Source organism: Acinetobacter sp. YH01004 (genome assembly GCF_013420455.1).
Lineage (GTDB): Bacteria > Pseudomonadota > Gammaproteobacteria > Pseudomonadales > Moraxellaceae > Acinetobacter > Acinetobacter towneri.
Genome location: NZ_VOXZ01000003.1, coordinates 179,737 through 201,303, shown reverse-complemented (window position 1 = coordinate 201,303; position 21,567 = coordinate 179,737). Strand labels below are relative to the sequence as shown.

At 38.6% G+C, this 21,567-nt stretch carries 16 protein-coding genes and 2 pseudogenes; 11 read left to right on the top strand and 7 right to left on the bottom strand.

All coding sequences use genetic code 11. The features are described 5' to 3' along the window. Positions 1-47 precede the first annotated feature (47 nt). The 3 genes from FTT71_RS03705 (at position 48) to FTT71_RS03695 (ending at position 2,375) form a co-directional block, all read left to right on the top strand. A complete protein-coding gene (locus FTT71_RS03705; protein WP_180079849.1) occupies positions 48-1,772 on the top strand; it encodes a mechanosensitive ion channel in 1,725 nt (574 codons plus the stop codon). A 95-nt stretch (positions 1,773-1,867) separates the two neighbouring features. Then, positions 1,868-2,038, top strand: a complete 171-nt coding sequence (locus tag FTT71_RS03700) for a hypothetical protein (RefSeq protein WP_004975491.1) — start codon at positions 1,868-1,870, stop codon at positions 2,036-2,038. Positions 2,039-2,207: 169 nt separating this feature from the next. Next, positions 2,208-2,375 (top strand): hypothetical protein, encoded by a 168-nt coding sequence (locus FTT71_RS03695; protein WP_179988590.1) that lies wholly within the window; start codon positions 2,208-2,210, stop codon positions 2,373-2,375. 183 nt (positions 2,376-2,558) lie between these two features. On the opposite strand, the gene FTT71_RS03690 is transcribed toward FTT71_RS03695, so the two are convergent. The 5 genes and pseudogenes from FTT71_RS03690 to FTT71_RS03670 form a co-directional block, all read right to left on the bottom strand. Beyond that, positions 2,559-3,755 carry an NAD(P)/FAD-dependent oxidoreductase gene (locus tag FTT71_RS03690; protein ID WP_180160709.1) on the bottom strand — a complete coding sequence of 399 codons (1,197 nt, stop codon included), beginning with the start codon at positions 3,753-3,755 and terminating at the stop codon, positions 2,559-2,561. Between the two features lie 53 nt (positions 3,756-3,808). After that, entirely contained in the window at positions 3,809-4,681 is an 873-nt protein-coding gene (locus FTT71_RS03685) for a 1-aminocyclopropane-1-carboxylate deaminase/D-cysteine desulfhydrase (RefSeq protein WP_167846176.1), read from the bottom strand. Between the two features lie 67 nt (positions 4,682-4,748). Then, a pseudogene (locus FTT71_RS03680) lies at positions 4,749-4,939 on the bottom strand (HlyD family secretion protein); the annotation flags it as partial. Between the two features lie 6 nt (positions 4,940-4,945). Beyond that, positions 4,946-5,323 (bottom strand): annotated as a pseudogene (locus FTT71_RS03675) (IS4 family transposase); the annotation flags it as partial. A gap of 134 nt (positions 5,324-5,457) precedes the next feature. Then, positions 5,458-7,080, bottom strand: a complete 1,623-nt coding sequence (locus FTT71_RS03670) for an oleate hydratase (protein ID WP_087545413.1) — start codon at positions 7,078-7,080, stop codon at positions 5,458-5,460. A gap of 357 nt (positions 7,081-7,437) precedes the next feature. Here FTT71_RS03670 and FTT71_RS03665 point away from each other — a divergent pair, with 357 nt between their 5' ends. Then, positions 7,438-8,061: a LysE family translocator gene (locus FTT71_RS03665; protein WP_180044327.1), complete on the top strand. Its 624-nt coding sequence runs from the start codon at positions 7,438-7,440 to the stop codon at positions 8,059-8,061. A gap of 186 nt (positions 8,062-8,247) precedes the next feature. Here FTT71_RS03665 and FTT71_RS03660 read toward each other — a convergent pair whose 3' ends face one another. Together FTT71_RS03660 and metG are read right to left on the bottom strand one after the other, a co-directional pair. Next, complete coding sequence (locus FTT71_RS03660; protein ID WP_228278934.1) at positions 8,248-9,048, bottom strand: putative phage abortive infection protein; 801 nt, start codon at positions 9,046-9,048, stop codon at positions 8,248-8,250. Between the two features lie 179 nt (positions 9,049-9,227). Then, positions 9,228-11,285, bottom strand: a complete 2,058-nt coding sequence (metG, locus tag FTT71_RS03655; RefSeq protein WP_179996045.1) for a methionine--tRNA ligase — start codon at positions 11,283-11,285, stop codon at positions 9,228-9,230. A gap of 278 nt (positions 11,286-11,563) precedes the next feature. Between metG and apbC the strand changes: the two genes are divergently transcribed. From apbC to FTT71_RS03620, 7 genes are all read left to right on the top strand, one after another. Next, entirely contained in the window at positions 11,564-12,817 is a 1,254-nt protein-coding gene (apbC, locus tag FTT71_RS03650) for an iron-sulfur cluster carrier protein ApbC (protein WP_004975505.1), read from the top strand. 372 nt (positions 12,818-13,189) lie between these two features. Next, entirely contained in the window at positions 13,190-13,783 is a 594-nt protein-coding gene (locus FTT71_RS03645) for a LysE family translocator (RefSeq protein WP_070152620.1), read from the top strand. 446 nt (positions 13,784-14,229) lie between these two features. Beyond that, a complete protein-coding gene (gene dcd, locus FTT71_RS03640; protein ID WP_004975507.1) occupies positions 14,230-14,799 on the top strand; it encodes a dCTP deaminase in 570 nt (189 codons plus the stop codon). Between the two features lie 242 nt (positions 14,800-15,041). Beyond that, a complete protein-coding gene (locus tag FTT71_RS03635; protein WP_180160708.1) occupies positions 15,042-17,132 on the top strand; it encodes a hypothetical protein in 2,091 nt (696 codons plus the stop codon). A 13-nt stretch (positions 17,133-17,145) separates the two neighbouring features. Next, positions 17,146-17,865: a hypothetical protein gene (locus tag FTT71_RS03630; RefSeq protein ID WP_180160707.1), complete on the top strand. Its 720-nt coding sequence runs from the start codon at positions 17,146-17,148 to the stop codon at positions 17,863-17,865. Between the two features lie 33 nt (positions 17,866-17,898). Continuing rightward, the gene (locus FTT71_RS03625; protein WP_180160706.1) at positions 17,899-20,145 is read left to right on the top strand and encodes a DUF6160 family protein; all 2,247 of its coding nucleotides are present in this window, start codon (positions 17,899-17,901) and stop codon (positions 20,143-20,145) included. Positions 20,146-20,159: 14 nt separating this feature from the next. Continuing rightward, positions 20,160-21,566, top strand: coding sequence for a hypothetical protein (locus FTT71_RS03620; protein ID WP_167846168.1), 1,407 nt, complete (start codon positions 20,160-20,162; stop codon positions 21,564-21,566). Position 21,567 lies beyond the last annotated feature (1 nt).

Genomic DNA, 21,567 nt, shown 5'->3' with positions numbered 1-21,567 from the left:
TGGTGCAAACCTAAAAATGAAGCTAATCACCATGAGGATTAAACAAGATGAATGATTATTTTAATGGGAACCTACATGGCAGAGGTTTTGATGCCATGTATTATTGGGAGCAATTTCAACCCATTTTAGCTGCAGTCGCAATTTTACTTGTCGGGTGGGTGATTGCATTATTGGTTGCGGGTGGAATTAAAAAGGTTCTACAAAAATTAGGTACCGATCAAAAATTATCAAATGCAACGGGGCATCGTTCAAATATTGAAGTGATTGTGTCGCGGGTCGTGTTTTGGGTGATTTTAATTATTGCGGTCATTGGTGCGCTGAATGTGTTGAATCTGACCAGTGTCAGTGGGCCATTCAGTAATATGATTCAGCAGTTCTTACTGTTTATTCCTTCTTTACTGGCTGCTGTAGCCGTTGCTTTTATTGGGTGGATTTTGGCAAATCTGGTCAAAGTGGGGATGCAAAAACTGTTGGCACGTACCCAGTTGGATGAAAAACTCAGTGCCGATGTGGGTGTGAGTGGCTTAAGTCAAAATATCAGTGAAATTGTTTATTGGCTGATTTTATTGCTGTTCTTGCCAATTGTGCTGTCAATTTTAGGCTTAAACGGTCTGTTGTTCCCTGTGCAAAACATGGTGAATGAAGTTGTGCTGTATTTACCGAACATCTTCATTGCAGGCGTGATTGTTTTTGTCGGATACATTCTGGCAAAAATTGTTCGTGGCATTGTCGAAGGTTTATTAGGCAGCCTGAATATTCAACAGCATGCTGAAAAAGTTGGCATTTTTAAAAATTCAAATTTACCTAAATTACTCGGTTCGTTTGTTTTCGCCTTGGTGATCATCACCGCCTTGATTATTGGTTTTGAGGCACTTGGAATTGAAGCCATTTCGCAGCCTGCGACAGCCATGCTGTATGAAATTATGAATGCGATCCCGCATATTATTGCGGCAGGTCTGATTCTTATTTTGGCTTATGTGGTGTCGCGTTTTGTAGCCAATATTGTGGTGGAAGTGGTTGCAGGTACAGGAGTCGATGATATTCCTGCCAAACTCGACTTACAGCGCTTTTTAGGTACGACTAAAATTTCATGTGTAGTCGGTTATCTGATTGTATTCTTTACCATGCTATTTGCGGTATCTGAAGCGGCGAACCGTTTGGGCTTTGATCAAGTCAGCGGCTTGATTGCCATGTTTATCCAGTTTGGTGCAGATATCCTGTTGGGTGCTGTCATTTTGGTGGTGGGTTTCTGGCTCGCGAATTTGGTCGCCAAAGTGGTACAGCGCGGTGAATATAACAGCTCACGTTGGTTGGCAAACTTAGTCCGTATTTTAATTATGGGTTTGGTGGTAGCCATGGGCTTACGCGCGATGGGTATTGCCGACTCGATTGTGAACTTGGCCTTTGGTTTAACTCTCGGTTCTGTTGCAGTGGCTTTCGCACTTGCCTTTGGTTTAGGTGGTCGCCAACCTGCAGAGCGTGTGTTAACTGATTTGATTGATAAAGCCAAATGTGAGGCGAATCAACCGAATCCTTTGCACAAAACAGAAACGGCAACGTCGTCAGCATCAAGTGTGATGACGCCTATCGTAACTGAGCAGCCACAAGCGTCTGTAAGTGATGTGACTACAACACCTGAAGCGGCAACTGATCATGCTGTGCCAGATACGTTAAAGGTTGATCCTGAACATCCACCAGTCAATAACCCATTTGGTTCGACAGGTGAGGCTGAACCAGATGTTGATGAACATCCAAAAAATGACCCGAAATAACCTGTTCAAATTTTGATTTGAATCGCTAAGATGATCGACCAATCACCGTATTGGTCGATTTCTTTTCGGTATTCATTAAAAAAGAGGAAACGATAATGTCCAAATCAGCACCCGATAAGTTTTTTGCCCCAATCGTGATTGCTGGCATCACCATCGGCTTTTTTGTTGCAGCCTATAAATTTGTTTTTGCCAAGCCAGAAGCCACCGCAAAACCAACTGAAAATGTTGAGAAAAATCATCCAAAAGAGGATAGACCAAGCTCTTAAATTATGTTAAAAATTAATCAACTTTGGCAGGAATGAGCCAAAGACTGATTTGGATAAATCAGATCAATAACTTGGAAAGCTTGATGAGGGTTTAAGGGAAAAATAAAAAACTTGGGTTTTAACCAAGCTGAAATATTTGAGTCTTAAAATTCGCGCAAGGATGACAATAATGAGAGAAATCAATATGCTAAACAAATTACGTATCAGTTTAAAAGTTCAAGTGGCAAATTCGTTACCTATGCATCAACAAAATGCTGTGCTTAAAATGCAGCAAACTGAGTCACGTTTGGCAAATACGCCACAATTGGTATTATTTCGTACCGATTATTTAGAATAAAATAACAGGATTCACGTATTGCTAAGTCTTTATAGTACGTGACGGTGTTAAAGAAAAAGCCAGTTTAGAAAAAACTGGCTTTTGTCATTTTGCAATTTGATCGGCAAGATCAATATTATTCTGTTTAGACTAGAATCATTTTTATCACATTCATTTGTTTGCATGTTTCATCTAAAAGCAAACTTAAACATACTCCGATGCTGCATGTGCAGATGACCACGCCCATTGGAAATTATAGCCGCCCAAATGTCCCGTTACATCTAAAACTTCCCCAACAAAATACAAGCCTTTTTGTTTTTTACTTTCCATAGTTTTAGAGGAAACTTCTTGGGTATCGATTCCGCCTAAAGTGACTTCGGCAGTACGATAACCTTCTGTGCCTGATGGTTTGACTTCAAAGGCATTTAAACGTGCTGCAATCTGTTCTAGCTTTTCATCACTGATATTGCCAATTGCCGTTTCAGAGAGTGCAGGCCAAATCAGTTGCTGTAATTCAGCCACTACACTTTTTGGCAGATGCTCGCTGAGCAAGGTGCGTAGTAAAACTTTAGGACTGCTTTGCTTTTTGTTTTTAAAAAAGTCATAGAGTTCTAAGTATGGCAAAAAGTTAATTTTAAAACTTTGTCCGACATCCCAATAATTAGAAAGCTGTAAGGCGCTTGGCCCACTCAAACCACGATGGGTAAATAGCAATGCTTCGGTAAAACTATTTAATGAATTTGATAAAGTCGCATCCACCGCATTACCGCTTAAACGTGTAGTGACTTCTTTAAAGCTGTCTGAGAAGGTAAAAGGCACTAAACCTGCACGGGTCGGGTAAACACGATGACCAAACTGTTTAGCAATTTCATAGCCAATTCCAGAGCCACCTAAAGTTGGAATAGATAAACCACCTGTGGCTACAACCACAGCGCTTGCTTGGAAATACCCTAAAGTCGTTGCAATTTGGAAACCTTGATCATCTAGGGCATTCACAGCTTTGACTTCACAATTAGTTTGAATATTGACCAGATTGGTTTTTTCACATTCGGCCAAGAGCATGGCTAAAATTTCTTTAGCGCCGTTTAAGGTGAATAATTGTCCGTGTTTACGTTCTTCATATTCAATGCCGTATTCGCAGACCAAACCAATAAAATCCCAGTTGGTATAACGGGTGAGAGCAGAAATGACAAAATGTGGATTATGTGAAATATAATGGTTTGGCTCGACTTCTAAATTGGTGAAATTACATTTACCACCACCAGACATCAGAATTTTTTTTCCCACTTTATTGGCTTTTTCCAGTACCACAACCGAACGCCCACGTTTACCAGCCTCTGCAGCCAACATCAAGCCTGATGCACCCGCACCTAAAACAACAACATCAACCTGATGAACCATGAGTATTACTCGGTAGACGAAAAGCGAGCAATTATAAAAGATTTGTGGGGGTTTTAATATGCTTTAAGCTTTCCTTGCAACCCACCTGTATGAATGGCCAGGATTCGAGTGTGGGCAGGGAAATGATTGTGCTGGATTAAATCAAGAATTCCCATCATCATTTTACCTGTATAAATGTGTTCGAGTGGAATTTGATATTTTTGCTCAAAATTTTGAATAAATTTCAATAATTCAGCTGTAGTTTTGGCATAGCCGCCACCACAATAAGCATCGGTTAAAGACCAATTGCTTTTATCAGTCCATTGTTGAATGTCCTGTTTGAGAAAATCACCTTTCAAGGCTGAAAAGCCTAAAATGTGCTGGTGATCTGAACTGCTTTCAATGATGCCTGCAAGAGTTCCACCTGTACCCACGGCACAACAAATTACGTCATAATTTTCTAAATCATCAGGGGAGAGGATTTCCTGTGTCCCTTGAATGGCAAGGGAATTGCTTCCACCCTCTGGAATAATAAAGGCTTGAGGATATTGCTGTTGAAGTTGTTGTAAATATTCTACTTCATGGCGCAGACGATATTCGGCTCGGCTGACAAAATGCAGTTGCATGCCAAAATCTTGCGCTGTTTGTAGGGTAGGATTTAAGTCTTGGGTCGCAAGTTCCTGACCACGAATGATGCCGATACTTTGAAAACCAAAATGCTGTGCTGCAAAAGCTGTTGCTGCAATATGATTGGAAAATGCACCGCCAAAAGTGAGGACTTGAGAAAAACCTTGCTGTTGTGCTGCCAAGAGGTTGTATTTGAGTTTAAAAAACTTGTTGCCCGAAATCTGGGGATGAATCTGATCAAGGCGTTTGATGGTCAGTTGAACAGGCTGGGGAAGTTCTAATGTTTGATAAGGGGTAGGAAAAGCAATGTGATCAAACATTTTTTGCGAACGAGAAATGAATTTGACCACATTGTAAATGTATTTGATTGAGAATGTCAGTGTTGGTTTATGAGTCGGTATCCACCGACGTGATTACCGACATACCAGGACGTAGGTTTTCCATGCCTTTTTGTTCTGGATCAATGGCGATGCGTACCGCAATACGTTGCACCACTTTGGTAAAGAGTTGCCTGTGGCATTATCAGGTTTGAGTACACTGAACTATGAGCCCGCAGCAGTGGAAATCTGCTCCACATGGTCTGGTTTATTGAGCAATGTCCAAACAATAGGTATCGCTATTCCACGATAGATGATGGCTAACATCAAGATATTGATATCTCGTTTTCCCCATTTCCAGTTGGTTCTATCCAAAGTTAATTGGACTTTATCGAATAAAAATATATTGAAAATTAACTGAGAAATTTGACGATAATCGAAATACTGATCTGCAAAGAAGCGTTGTATACGTCGATAAAATGATTGTGGTAAGCACTTGATGGGTAAGGCTTTAGATACAAAAGAAAGATTACATGTCTGTTTTACAATTAATGCAGGCATAATCAGTGTAAAACATTTTACATGTGACTTGTTCCACTTTAGATATTTGTTTAATATGAGATGTAACTCATTGAAATGTGTGATCATATTCGTCGTCAGAAAACAAGTATTATGCCATTATTTCAATGAGTTATCTTTTTTGTCGTGTACAAAGATCGTTTTATCAAAATAAGTTGAATAACCATAGGGCAGCAATTTACCCTATGGCTTTTTAAAATTTAATGAAAAACTGCTTCCAAAGCATTTAAGCCAACTTTAGGATCGAGTAAACCATTGTAAATCTCTGGAATTTCACGTTCGACACCTAAGAGCTGATAAATGGCAATCATGGCACAACGTACGGAATATTCCACAGTGAAAACCACATCATCTTCAAGCTCTACGAATTGACCTAAGAAAGCAAAGTTGACTGCATTTTCTGGAATGACCAATGGGCGATCACCTGCTTTACGACATGCAAATAGGGCAGAGGCATAAGGCATCATTACTGTGGTAATGTCAGTATGTGCCAACACATGATCCAAAATGTCATCGAAACCAAGTTGATGAATCAACTCAATTAAAATTTCTTGACCCGTCGCTTCACTCATCGGTTTTTTAATGTAATCGCCGATATGGTCAATTTCAAAACCATAACCCCATAAGGTGAATTTACCTTCTGGTAAGTCAGCAAAATGCGGTTGAGCTGGAACGACCACAGATAGATGCCAACCAGATTCAAACCAAGTCATGAGTGCACCTGTACCCGGTTCATTTCCTGTGTAATCAATAATCCGTTTTAGCAGCACATCATCATGCATGGTGAGCGTAAAGGATTTCCATTTATGCTCATCAATGTTGCCATAGAAGGTCATTGGACGACCAAAATCAGGAGCTTTTTGAGCCAATGTTTCCCACAAACGCCAGCCATGATCTTGTCGATCACGAATCAGCTCAGGAACATCGAATTTATCGCCATAACGTGAATCAGCCGTAATCGAACCTAAAGTAAAGAGCGCAAGATCATGCTCACCCAGTTGAATTTGTTCAGTGCCTTCTGGAATGTTGACATAAAGTTGGGTTGCCTTACGTTCCTTCGTTTGGGCATCTTCGACAAAGTCTGCATCTGTGACATAACTACCGAAACGAACATCAACGCCTTGTTCCACCAACCAGCGTTGTAGAGGATGAATCATTGAATCATATTGATTGTATTTAGTTCGTTTCACACCTGCTAAGGTATGGATGCGTGGTAATTCTTGAATGAAACGTAGAAAATAACGGCGTAATTCCGCTGCGCTATGCCATTTTTGAAAGGCAAACGTGGTTCGCCACATCCGCCAAAAATTACTTTGGAAAAATGCATCATCAAAAAATTCATCAATACGGCGACTACCGATACGATCTTCTTTTAATGCCAGTAGACGTAACATTTGAGCACGGTTGAGCGTTGATAATCCCAATTTTTGAGCTTCTGCAATAATATGATTTGAGTCGATCAAACGTGCTTGAGCATTGGTTTTAACTTGTTCGTTAAATTCACGACATTCTTCGCGAACAGAAATGTCTGGATTTTCTAAAGATGGGATGCTTGAAAATAAATCCCAAGTACACAAATAAGTCTCATCAGTTAGCATACGTCCACCACGTGTGACCCATGCTTGGTTCGGATTAAGCGGATTATGTCCACCATCCATCGAACCACCAGAAACATTCAATTCTTCTAAAATATGGATATGTTCGGCTGGCACTTTAGCGTCACGAATCGCAAAAGCAGCAGCAGCCATACCAGCTATGCCTCCACCTACAATCCAAAGATGTGATTTAGAGCGGTCTAATGTTTTCAGTCTTTTATTTTGCATCTGATGTGCCTCGGTTGTAGTTCTAAAGAAAATTAAAGCCATAATTTTATTATGGGATTATATGTTTTAAAAATATATGAAAGTTCTGCTAAAAATCGATGATAAATTATTATCAGAAAAAAACTTTAATAGAAAAAATGGATGCACAATAAAATTTTACTGTTCATATGCTATGTTTTAACTGTTTGATATTGAAATTAAATTGAGTTTTTACTCTATTTTTGGTTTTTTTAATAAATATCAAATTGCTTGAAAAATCCTTAAATTTATAAACATAAATCAAAAAAATTATATCTTCTATTATGGTTTTTTAAGTAAAATAAATAATTGAAAATTATTCTAATCTTGAGGTCTATCTTGGAATCATTATTGATTTTAGGCTCTATTGCTTTGGCATTAATGTTGGGGGCAATTAGTCCTGGGCCTACCTTTATTTATGTGGCAAAAAATTCGATAGCCATTTCACGTAAGCATGGTTTATTTACGGCTTTAGGCACGGGTACGGGTGCCGCAATTTTTGGTTTATTGGCGGTGATGGGGTTGCAGGCTATTTTATTGGCAGTGCCTTCAGCATATTTTCTGCTTAAAATTTGTGGTGGTTTATATTTGTTGTTTTTGGCTTATAAAATTGTGAAGCATGCCAAAGCGCCTATTCAAACCAATCTTGCACATGGACAGCAAATGTCACTGCGCCGTGCGTTTACTACAGGTTTAATTACGCAGTTATCTAACCCTAAAATTGTAATTGTCTTGGCGAGTATTTTTACGGCTTTGTTGCCTAAAGAAATTCCGAACTATTTTTATGTGGTGCTGCCAATTCTGTGTTTTTTTATTGATGCAGGTTGGTGTTCATTGGTTGCAGTGGCTTTGTCTGCAGAAAAACCGCGTCAGGCTTATATTAAGTTTAAGGCTATTTTTGACCGTGCAGCAGGGGCGGTCATGACAGTATTGGGATTAAAGTTAATTTTTGGGATGAAGTGATTTATTTGTGTAGATACCTATGCCTTTTGGGAGAAGATTGGGATGAGGGTATTCTAATAATTAAAATGTTTGCCTTACTTTTAAAGGATCAAAAGTAACAAAAATCCTTTGTTCGTTAGAGGGCACGTCCGTGTGCCTAACGAACAGGCTACATCCATGTCACCTTTCTGTGCGTTAGTACTTAAATCAATATTCATCCTCTTCGAATTTGATAGATGGAAAGTAATGTTTAGGGTCATATCCGTCACAATATTCAAATGGAATATTTTTAATAAAATCATATTTATTTATAAAATTATTTTGGAGCCATTTTTTTCCAAAACGCGATAAAACATTGAAAAAAAGGATATAAAGCTCAGGGTTTGAAAGTTGAGCACGGTAAATTTTTATTAACTCGTATTTTTCAAAATCACTTAGGATTGTTGATTCATCTACTATTTTTATAGCATTATACATATTTCTAAAATAAGAGCTTAAATGAGTTTGATTGGTTTTCAATAAGCAGCCTCTAAAATCCTTTTCCATTAACCTTTTCTGAATTTTAATAACTAATTCTTCATTAAATCCATTATACCTTGATAGTTTATTTACTATAAATGTCGTCCAACTTCCCTCTATACCAAAGTAAAAAATAACGTATGAGATATCTAATATTTGTGATTTATTGAGTTGGAGATTTTCTTGTACAGAAATTTCTTGAATCGTTTCTAAAATTCGTTTGAACTGAATTTTGAAGGTTACAAAAGCCTTTTTCCCTTCTTTTGGTGGGTGTTGCGGATTGGTATTGGGTAAAGAAATATTTATCAAATGTTGGTTGTGATAATCAATCATTTTAAAAAAATTAGACTTTAAATTATTTTTCTGTGCTTCATCTTTTTGATTAATAATTGTATAAATCAAGAGGAATATGCTTGATGCACTTAAGAGAGTACCTATAACTCCTCCATACAAATTACCTAAAGAAGCTCCTAAATTTGGATCAATCAAGGAGGTTACTCCAATTTGAAAAGCTTTGTTGGTAAAAATAAAATAGGTAGCTAGCAAACTAATAATTATCAAGACTATTGGTAGAACTAAGCAAAAAAACTTTATCCATCTATTCATTATTTATAACTATAAAAAAACCCCACTAAAATATAGCAGGGCTTTTTATCAGTGTCTAAAAATTAAGACACTTTATCACCCGGTTTTGCGCCAGATTCAGGTGAAATCACCCAAACACCTTCGCCATTACCCGCAGCAAGTACCATACCGTTAGAAATACCAAAACGCATTTTACGAGGTGCAAGGTTAGCCACCATCACCACCAATTTGCCTTTTAAATCTTCTGGTTGATAAAATTCACGAATACCACTAAACACATTACGTGGCTCAGCTTCACCTACATTTAAAGTTAATTGAAGCAGTTTGTCTGAACCTTCAACGGTTGCAGCCTCTAAAACTTCTGCAACACGTAAATCAATTTTGACAAAGTCATCAATCGTGATAATTTCCGCTTCACCGACTTTTGGTTCTGCTTTTTTCTCTTTGGCTTTTTCTTTTTTCTTTTCCGTTTTTGGTGCTTCAACAGGTGCGGCTAAAGAATCTTTAGATGCATCTACCATTGCAGCTACCGCTTTCGGATCAACACGTTGCATGAGTGGTTGGAACAACGCAATTTCATGACCGACTAAAACAGTTTTACGTGATTCAAAGTTAAAGCTATCTAACTGTAAGAAGGCTTGAACTTGTTCAGCCAAGGTTGGCAGTACAGGCGCAAGATAAATCGCCAATTGACGGAATAGGTTAATCCCTACAGAACATACGTCATGAACTTGCTGTTCTTCGCCTTCAATTTTGGCTAAAGCCCAAGGCTTTTTCTCATCAATATATTGGTTGGCGCGGTCAGCAAGCGCCATAATTTCACGAATTGCCGCAGAGAATTCACGCTCTTCGTATGCTTTGGCAATCGAGTCACCTGCAGCAATAAAGCTTTGTACTAACTCAGGTTCAGCGCAGTTTGCACTTAATTTGTTATCAAATTTGGTGTTGATGAATTTGGCACAACGGCTGGCAATATTTACCACTTTACCCACAAGATCAGAGTTTACTTTCTGCACAAAATCATCCAGATTTAAGTCAGAGTCTTCAACTTTATCAGACAGTTTTGATGCAAAGTAATAGCGTAAATATTCAGGATTTAAATGCTGTAAATACGTTTCTGCTTTAATAAATGTGCCGCGAGATTTCGACATTTTTTGACCATTTACAGTCAAGAAACCATTTACAAATAAACCTGTAGGCGTGCGATAACCCGCACCATCTAACATTGCAGGCCAGAATAAAGCGTGGAAATATACGATGTCTTTACCAATGAAGTGATAGACTTCTTTGTCTGAATCTTTTTTCCAGTAATCGTCAAAATTTAGGTCAGGGCGTTTGGTTTTTACGTAGTTTTCAAAACTCGACATATAACCAATTGGTGCATCAACCCATACATAAAAATATTTATTTGGTGCGTCTGGAATTTCAAAACCAAAATATGGTGCATCACGTGAAATATCCCAGTCATTCAAGCCATTTTCAAACCATTCATCTAATTTGTTGGCGATCGAAACTGGCAAACGACCTTCATCGCGTGTCCATTTTTGCAAATATTCGCCAAAATTAGGCAATTTAAAGAAGTAATGATCTGATGATTTTTCTACTGGCGTTGCACCGCTCAAAGTCGATTTTGGATTAATCAGCTCAGTCGCATTATAGGTTGTGCCGCAAACTTCGCAAGAATCGCCGTATTGATCTTCCGCTTTACATTTTGGGCAAGTGCCTTTAATAAAACGATCTGATAAGAACATGCCTTTTTCAGGGTCAAATAATTGCGTGACGGGACGAACAGCAATATTGCCTGCATCACGGTTTTTGACATAAATTTCGCTGGCACGTGCGCGGTTGGTGTCGCTATGCGTTGAATCATAATGATCAAAATGCACACCAAAACCGTCAAAATCGCGAATGTGTTCTTGTTGCACATTGGCAATTTGCTGTTCAGGGCTAATCCCGTTGGCTTCGGCACGCAGCATGATTGCTGTACCATGCGCATCATCCGCACAGACATAAGTCACGTCATGTCCCATTGCACGCATGGCGCGAACCCAGATATCTGCCTGGATATAACCGAGTAAGTGACCCATATGGATCGGACCATTGGCGTATGGTAGGGCGTTAGTGACTAAAATTTGACGCACGGATATAACTCTCTCAAATAGGGACGATGCAATTCGGGCAATTTTACCTTAGATAGCACATAGATGCACAAGGGATTCCAGGAATTCTTTTCAAATCCGCTTAGAAGGCTAAATACAATATCGAAACAAGCTCTTGGTCTGCATTTGAAGATAAATCATGTCAAAAACCAAGCAATATACTCAGAATTAAGTATTTCAGTGATAGCACGACTTAACCTTATACTGAATTATCGTTACACTATCAAAATCGCGGTATTTCCAAACTTTGGAGTAAATCTATGTCTTGGCTTTCTTCACTTAAATCAGTTTTTTCACCTTCGCATACGGTGAATGAGGAAGCTATTCAGCACGTGCTACAAAGTTATATATTGCCTGAATCTGAACATGCTTTAAAAGATCGTATTTCTCAAGTGAATGTGCAAGGTGATATTCTGCAAATCACCATCAATACTTATCCTGAAGAAAAACAACATTTACAACAAATTCATGATGAACTGGCAGATGCTTTAGAAAAATGCGGCATTAAAGAACTTAATATGCATGTGATTCAGCAGAAATCTGGACAGAAAAAAGAAAGTTGTGGGCATCAACATGCTGAAGATGAAAGCTGCGCAACATCGACCACACAGACTGCAACATCTCATTTACCACCGGTGGTCGATGCTGCGGGCCAAAGTTCAATGCAAGAAGCCGATCCGAATAATCCACCGATTCAAAAAGCTGCGCCACACCAACGTGATGTGCCGAAACATCCGCGTATTCAAAACGTAATTTTGGTATCTTCAGGCAAAGGCGGGGTTGGAAAATCTACCACTACAGTAAATTTGGCTTTAGCTTTGCAAAAGCTCGGCTTAAAAGTTGGCGTATTGGATGCCGATATTTATGGTCCAAGTATTCCGACCATGCTCGGCAATGCAGGCAGAACCCCAATGATTGAAGCCGAGCAGTTTGTACCGTTGGATGCTTTTGGGATGCCTGTGTTATCCATCGGACATTTAACAGGTGACCACAATACACCTGTAGCGTGGCGTGGACCAAAAGCCACAGGTGCATTAATGCAGCTCTTTAATCAAACCTTATGGCCAGATTTAGATGTGTTGATGATTGATATGCCACCAGGAACGGGGGATATTCAACTGACCCTTGCACAGCGTATTCCTGTAACGGGAGCGGTGATTGTGACTACACCACAAAATGTTGCCTTAATGGATGCTGTGAAAGGCATCGAGCTGTTTAATCGTGTGCAAATTCCTGTGATGGGCGTAATTGAGAATATGTCGACCCATATCTGCTCAAACTGCGGCTACGAAGAACAAATTTTTGGTCAAGGTGGTGGCGATAAACTGGCAGAACAATATGACATTCCGTTGCTTGGACGTTTACCATTGAATGTCAGTATTCGTGAAAATGTGGATGCAGGCACGCCGTCAGTGATTGCAGGCGATGATGCTGCCGATAGTTACATTGCGATTGCCAAGCAAATTGCAAAAAAACTGCCTAAAGCTGAAAAAGATCAGAATCGTATTTTCTAGTGAGGGATCTCAGCTTGGAATGATTGCAGTTGCAGTCATTAAGTTATCATCCTTTAAATTTTGACTGATTCACCTTTAAAAGCTAAATCACAATATTTTGAAAATTTGGCTCACTTCGGTGAGCTATTTTTTTTGATTAAAAAATACACAAGCATCTGATTTAATGGTGTTTAATCTCTAAATACCTTAAAAATGTTAAGATAAAATGACTTATAAGTTACCATTTAATTAAAAAATATTTTTTATATAAGTGATTGAATAAAATAATAAATTTAAAATGTTAAACTGATCAAGAATTTGTCTTACAAAATACTTTTTGCCAATTGCAATGAACTATTTTAATCTGCGCTCATTCAGTAGTGAGGTCAATGCATGATTTCATGGTTTTTTATCGGTTTGGTGATCACAATTTTATTGACACCAGGGCCAACCAATACCTTGCTTGCATCATCAGGTATTCAGGTTGGTATCCGCAAATCTTTCCGATTAATTCCAGCAGAAGCATTGGGTTATTTGATTTCTATTACACTTTGGGGCGCCTTAATTGGTACGGTGTCTACTCATCTCCCGTTGTTGCCCACCATTCTAAAATTATTCAGTGCAAGCTATATTATTTTCTTGGCGATTAAATTATGGCGCACGGCTAAAGTCGAGCAAAGCTTTAATCAACCTACGATCCGTGCGAGTGAGCTATTTTTAGCGACTTTACTGAATCCTAAAGCATTGTTGTTCGCCTCTGCAATTTTCCCAACGATTGCATGGGTAAAAGCAGACTATTATGTGGCACACATGTTGGCATTTTTATGTTTAATCGTGCCGATTGCTTTTTTCTGGACATTTATTGGTTCGGTGCTCGCTAAAAATAAAATTAGCTGGCTCAATCAGTGCAATCTACAAAAAACAGCTTCTATTGTGTTGCTGAGCTTTTCAATTCCTTTAAGTTATTCGGCTTTGTTGAGTCTATAAAGCCAACGTTGTATCTAAAAGTTGTATCTACTGGAAATAGGGTCTGTTGACATTTCATAAATGGCTTGCGCTGTAGGCTAAAACTGAGCAGATCAGGCATGAAACGCAGGGAATAGTGGGTCTATTGCCAAGTTTCATAACGCAATCTGAGAAAGTTTTAGCCACATGAGCGAGAACAAAGCATTGCTTTGTTTGCTGCGCAAGGGGACAAGCATATTTTTTGCTGCTATTGCGTTATGTGCCAGTCATTTAGAATGACTAAATTTCCTGTCCCATGCCTTATATCAGCTAAAAAATATGCGTTGTCGCAAACATAGACGAATTGTCAACAGCCCCTAATCATTGCACTTAAAAAAGCGATGTGAGGGAAACGGCTGGTTTTCATTAACTTAGATTTCAGTTAAAGTACAGCACAGTTAAACATTCATATTTTGGATAGAAAATAAATGGCAATTAAGTCTGATCGTTGGATTCGCGAAATGAGCGAAAAACACGGCATGATTGAACCGTATGCAGAAAACCAAGTTCGCTTTGACGAAAATGGCGAGAAACTCATTTCTTATGGTGTTTCTAGTTATGGTTATGATGTACGTTGTGCACGTGAATTTAAAGTCTTTACCAATGTTCACTCCGCAATTGTCGATCCAAAAAACTTTGATGAAAAAAGTTTTATCGATATTGAGTCAGATGTGTGCATCATTCCGCCAAACTCGTTTGCATTGGCGCGTACCGTTGAATATTTCCGTATTCCGCGCAATGTATTGACAGTGTGTTTAGGTAAATCGACCTATGCACGTTGCGGTATTATTGTGAATGTGACGCCACTGGAACCAGAGTGGGAAGGTCATGTAACTTTAGAGTTTTCCAATACCACGAACTTACCTGCGCGTATTTATGCAGGCGAAGGTGTGGCACAAATGTTGTTCTTTGAATCAGATGAAGTTTGTGAAACCTCGTACAAAGACCGTGGTGGTAAATATCAAGGGCAGACAGGCGTGACCTTGCCTAAAGCATAAGTGATTAACCCATCACAATTTTTCTGTTGAACAAGCGAGCCAATGTGCTCGCTTTTTTTCATTCATCGGAAAGCTGTGCTGTTTAGCCAGTTTGTTTTGCATTTGCATAAATATTCAGCATAATTAAATATGAGAATGGTTTGGCATAATCACGTTTTTAAGGATAAAAACACTCAAATAAATAGCCAAGCTATAGATAAATAAAAGAAAGATGCGGAGCATCAGATAAAAGGAAGGTCGAGATGACTGAACACGCAATTACTTTCCCTTTTCGTAAGCGTTGCTTAGCCACTGCTATAGGCTTATTTTTGACGAACCCGAGTTATGCTTTACAAGCACTCTCCGATGACTCTTTGTCAAATACCACAGGCGAAGGGGTTGCTTTAGTCCTTGATGACTTCAAAATGGTGTTTCAGCAACCGAATGATCTATCTACAGGGTCGAGCTATGCACGTGGGTTAGAAAACCCTAGTCAATATGATACGGGCTTTATTCGTATTATCCCGACGGGGGAGAATTATGTGCAGTTGGCAGAAAGTGCATACCATACGGTTTATAACAATACTTATAATCAAAGTGTTTTAAAAGGTAAGGCTGAGCATAAATATAACGAAACTTACCGTTCAACTTATGAACAAACCTATACAAATCAATATTCAACTTTGTATCAAGAATATACTAAAAATATTGAAGCTGATGTTGACGCGAAAAAAGAAACATTTACATTTGATGTTCGTGAAGGTTTTTTTAATAATGAGACACTCAAGTATTATTACAATCAACGTCTTGCAGACTATAGGGATGGGACTTCGGGGATTGGAAAGAGTTTAAAAAAAGATGGAACTACTGCATATACCACACGACCAGTTAGCGAGGATCCAACTGGCGTTTTAAAGTATGAAAAGAAAGCAAAAGAATATGCTATTACAAACACTTATGAAATGCTTGATCTTTTATATGGGAGTCGGTCGGCAGAAGCTAATAATGATTTATTGAATTCTGATTTTTATAAAGGGCTTGGCAACTTTACTCGAGCAGACCAAGTTGGCTCACAAGTAGACACATTAATACAGGCTGAAATAACCAAAGAAACAGCATCGGCTGATATTCGGGCTAAATATAATGCGAGTCAACTTGCAGAAGATACAGCCAAGTCTGCTGTGGCAGAAATTTATGCTCAAATTATACAATCGGCTGAACAGGCAGCGGCAATTGCTGCATCGGGTTCTCCTGTGCAATCTTTAAGAACCAAAGCAGATGTCTTTATTTATGGTTTAGCCTTATCTAAAAGTGATAACTCATTAAGCAGTCGTTATAGCAATCAAGGCTTTAACTGGGGTTCAGCAGATAACCCATGGTTATTCCGTGCAGGCACAGAAAAAGTTAAACAATTTAAAAATGTAGAAAAAGATGTTGGTTATTTAGCACTAGAGGCACCACTCGCAACTACTACGCCAACTGAAAGTGATAATAATATTAAACTGGGCTTTTGGACTGATATTTTTTCACGTCAGTTGAACTCAAGTGCAGAGGTGGATCCAAGCACTGGGGCGCCAAAATCTGGTTTAGATAAAGAGCACCGTTTACGTACTCAGTTTGTTGCCAATGGTTTAAGCCTAAATGGTTCTCAAATGCGACTATTTCAGACTTTAGACTCTGATAATCCAAATCATCATCAAACATTGGGTATGGCAAGTTTATTGCGTTTAAATACCAATGATAATCCTGCGAATCTAAGTTTCACAGATTCAAACTTAGATAGTAAAGGAATCCGCATTAGTACAGCAGCAAAATCAGATACTTTGGATGGAACGGCGGTCACACCAGCAATAGATGGTTCATTGGCACCAGTTTTTCATGATACAGAGGGTTTGTATTTATACAGTCCGAATATCAATTTAGTTTTAGGGAATATGTATCAGCCTTTTGTGGTTGGTTCTGAGGGCAATAATATTGTGCTAGAAGTAACACGTATTCCGAATGTTCCTGAAATTTACAATAAAATTTATCAAAATTATGAAGATGGAAAGGGTGGGTATTTAGGTTCTACAGCATTTACAGGTTCTACCTGTAATGTGGTGAGTTGTGGCACACCGCTAAAAGCCAATGTCAATGACAGTGCTGCGATGTATCAAGGACGTAATGCGACGCATAGTAGTATTGCAATTGGTACTGTAGAACGCTTGCCAAATAATATGTTACGTGCCAAAGATCATACGGATGCCACAGGTGTTGTATTTAAGGGTGTAGATGGTTCTACTAAGAATCTAGGTTCGGTTGCAATTGATGGCGTGCTGATTCAGCACCTTAAATTTAAAACGACAGGTCTATAAGAGGGGAATCATCATGTTGAAAAAACTGTCTTGTATTGCATTGATGTGTAGTCCTTTGACCCATGCCAATTTAATTGCACTGGAAAATCATGAATTAACGCAGGCTACAGGTCAAGGTGGTGCTGACCTTAGTTGGACACTATCGTTAAACCATGAATATGCTGAAAATTTAGAACTCAGCAATATTTCAAAATTTAATGGCAGGACAAAACCTACAGAGGTTTATTATCGCTATAGTGCAAATTGTGCTGACAATAATGTGCTCTGTCGTTTAGCGATTGCACCTAATAATCATGAAGATAATAACGGCAATAAAAAGTGGCTGGTATTTAAAAAAATTCAAGGCACCATACAAATAGATAAATTTTCTTTAGATGGCACGACTATTATTAATCATAAAAATGACCCACAAACGGCAATGCAGCTTAAGTTTTATGATGATAAGCCATTAAAAATAAGAAATTTGGGTTTTGCAACCATGGCGATCGAAACAGGTACAGGGCAGGGAGCAAATGAAGGTTATGCAAATTCAGAGGTATATACCAAATTTCAAGGAAGAAATTATCAGCAAAATGGTAGTTATAGCCCAGTTGAGCAAGAAGATGTCCCTTTGTTTGATCAGGGCGCTGAAAAAGGATTTATGGGCTTAAATATTCACGGCAATATGCACATGTCTGGCAATGTGAAAATATTTAGCTACAACTGTACAGGTTCAGCAGCAAGCCGTTGTTGAATATAGGATTAAGTACAGTATAGGGAAATAAAAATGAAAAAAATAATGCAGTTAAATTTATTAACATTGAGCGTACTTTGTGCGCAACAAGTATATGCTTTAGAGTTGATTGCAGACCAGCATTTGTCTGATGTAAGTGGGCAAGATGGTATTGTAATCACCCATGAAATGTCCAAAGCCACGATTAATCAAGTCAATTGGTATGATCCTGATTTAGTGGGTGGAGCTCAACTGGGTCTAGGCTTACATAATGTAGAAATTAAAGGACAGAATAACCAGCCTATTATCAGTAAGCTTGCTTTAGATGTGGGTAAAACTGATGTTGGTGCAGGTGTGCGTATCGATGCGAGCATTGATGCTTTTCAATCGACTGCAGATTTAAACTTGGTCAAAAAAAACTGTGTCGGAAATAGTTGTACTAAAGAAACACAAAGCTTGGGTCAGTTCGGCTTAGAAACTAAATCACCTTTAAAAGTTTTATTAGAAACCAAAGCAGGTTTATTCAATCAAAATGAAACGGCACATTTAAACTTCCAGTTACAGAATGCCAAAATTAGTCATGGTTTAGGTAAGCATGAATTATCTATGCATGATTTTAACTTTAATTTTGCGACTGACGGCTATATGTACATTGATGCCGATGAGGGATTGGTCTTTACCACTAAAAATGGCACCACCGACCATTTTGTGAATCTTGGACGAGTGAAAGACCTGAGTGATGTTGCTAGTAGCCGACAAAATGCAACTAACCCTGGGGTCAATATTGACTTGCGTTATGATGATAAAAATTTAATTCGCTTTGGTGCATCAGGTGCGGTAAGCAATGCGAAATTGTTTTTTAATGGGCATCAAAAAAATGTTGCCAATTTTGACGTTTCGAATAAGGTCAATGGTGTAATTGAAACTAAAAATACCGCAGTTACAGGCTACGATACTGTGGTGGGGCAAGGTGGTTTGCATTTGGGCTTATCTGCCGATTTTACCAATCAAAATACGACAGGTTTGGCCACAGGGCAATTACCAACAACTTTAGAAATTGGGCACACAGGAAAAGGCAGTTATGCGGTTGAATTTTCGAATTTAAGACCGCTAACCACACGTGATGCACAAGGTAATTTACACAATAAAAATGCCTATATCGATTTTGGCGATATTTATATTAATACCGTACAAGCGAAAAACCTCAATTTTTTAGTCAATGAAAATATTAAAAATACTATTGGTGCAACCAGTCCTATTTTAAACCAGTTGCTATCGAGTAAGCTTGAAGGTGACCAGTTCTCACTGATCGCTGTTCGTGGTATGGACTTTCAGTCTATTGCAGCCAAAGCTAGAATTATTTCTGACAACTCTTTAAATGAATTGACAGGAGATGGTGGTTCTTGGGGTATTGGGATTCCAATTTATAATTTAAATGCCAATGTGGCCTTGTCGGGTAAACAATATCTGTCACCTTATGATGGAACGAACAAAACTGGAATTGGTTATAACGCTATTGTTTCTACCGAAGGTTATGGCATTGATTCAAAAACAGGCTTACCAAGTACCACTTCTATTATCTTAATTGACGGGCAAGACAGCCTGCATGCTGGTGAAGCTGTCAACTATTATGCTGGTTTAAGAAATATTGATGCATTAATTCAGTCCGACGGTGTGATTGGTTATGAAGATGAAGGGATTTATATTCGTGCAGATCATTTATTAGTTGCAGCAAAAGCAGAGTTAGCGATTGGACAATTACCAGGTTCGAAATACAACTGCGTCACAGGATCAACTAAATGCGGTGGTTTTGTACCTTACGATAATTTCTCTAAGAAAGATGATGTGTTGACCACAATTGCTTTTAAATTAGATGGCAATGGTGAATTGTTGGTAATTCCTGGAATGGATCCAACCGATACTAATCCGAACTCAAACTTTTTGTCTTTTGATGCGAACTTTAAGTTTAGAAGTCTAGATAGCACAGAACAGGCTGATCCGAAGAATTTAGGTAGTTATTTTAGTTTGATTAATGAAGATCAAGTGAATAATGAAACTGTTCAAACGTCTTCTATTAACTTGAATCGTATGGAAGGTCATTTAGGTGTCAAAGGAAAAGTCGTCGTCAGTGCAGATACGGTCACTTTAGACAATCAAGTGAAATTTAATTATAAAAATGATATTGCTCAACCCTTTAAAACAAACTTTGCAATGTCTACCAATGGCAATATGCAGAAAATCGCATCTGTCGCACTTACAGGTGGAACCATGCGCAGCACATTGGGCATTACGCCACGCTAAAGGATAGAAATAAAATGAAAAAAACAATTTTAGTTGCATCTATTTTAAGTACAGCTTTTTCATTCAATTCTGCTCAAGCGATGCAGGCTTTAAATGATGATCAGTTATCTCATGTACAAGGTCAGGCACTTTTGAACCTGATGACTGCGACAGATCAATCGCAAGGGTTAAATTTTTATAAACTAAGTGTTGATGCACTCATGGAGCTTAATGCCAACATTAAAACGCTACAATTAGGTTGTGGCGGTGTAAATAACGCGATTGGTGGTAAAGCGGGATGTGATATTGATATTTCTAATATTTCGTTAAGTGGTTTGAATGAATCCTATGATTCAACAGGTAACCCAAAGTTTAATGGTGAACGTGCGGGTACCAGTGCACAAATTACCAATCCATTTATTGAATTTGCGATTAGTGGAAATAGTGCGTCAACACGTGAAGTGGTTGGTTTTCGCTTAGGTGCAGAAGAAATTTTAGGTCTACTGACTTTGGGTACAGATAACGTGCAAAACCCAAATGACGGGATTAAAAGTTTCAGTGGTTATATGAAAATGGCACAAACGCAAGGGCATTCATTTACTAAAGAAGCTAAATTTGGTAATGCCTCTGACCAAAAAATTAGTGGGATACTGACTGCGTTGGGGCAGGATCGTGTCTATACAAGTAAACCTGGCGCAGAAGGACATACTGGGATTACCGTTCCATCGATGCGAGCTGATTTTACGATGCCTGAAACAGTAGTGACTGGTCAGCGTATGGAGTCCGCTATAGTTACGGGTATCCGTTCAACATTAGCTTCTATTCCGCTAGCAGCAACAGAGTCTGGGACATATACTGGTGATGTAAATGGAACACCTGACTTTTCAAAAGACCAGTTATATGTCACATTTCCTCCTTTATTGTTTGGTTCTGTTGGTGATCACTCATTCTTTAAAATGAGTAAGGGTTCTACATTAGAAAATTTGAATATGGATATTACTTTTGTCCAAGCCCTAAATATGATTCACAATATTCCTCTGACAGGAACAGGTGGATATTTATCTTTACAAAGCAAGCCAGTGCAGTGGATGGGTGCAGATGAAAAAGATATTGCACAACAAGGTTGGTGGATGTCGTTTAAGGAACCAGTGCAATTAGGTTATTTGGCAACTGCGGATTTGGTAGATGTTTCTGCAGTACTACCACAGGTCGCAAAAGCATTAACTTCTGAGTTAATGCAAGATAAGCATAATGTAGATGTAAGTTTGTTAGAAGCATTAGGTTCATTGGCTGGTACACCAATCGAGCGTAAAATGAATATCGATGTTGGTAGTTACACAGGATATTACACGGGTCAACCAGCCAGATTAACACTTAATAATCAGGTTTTACAAAACCAAAATGTTACCCCTAACTGTTATGGTGGTATGAAATTCTGCTAAT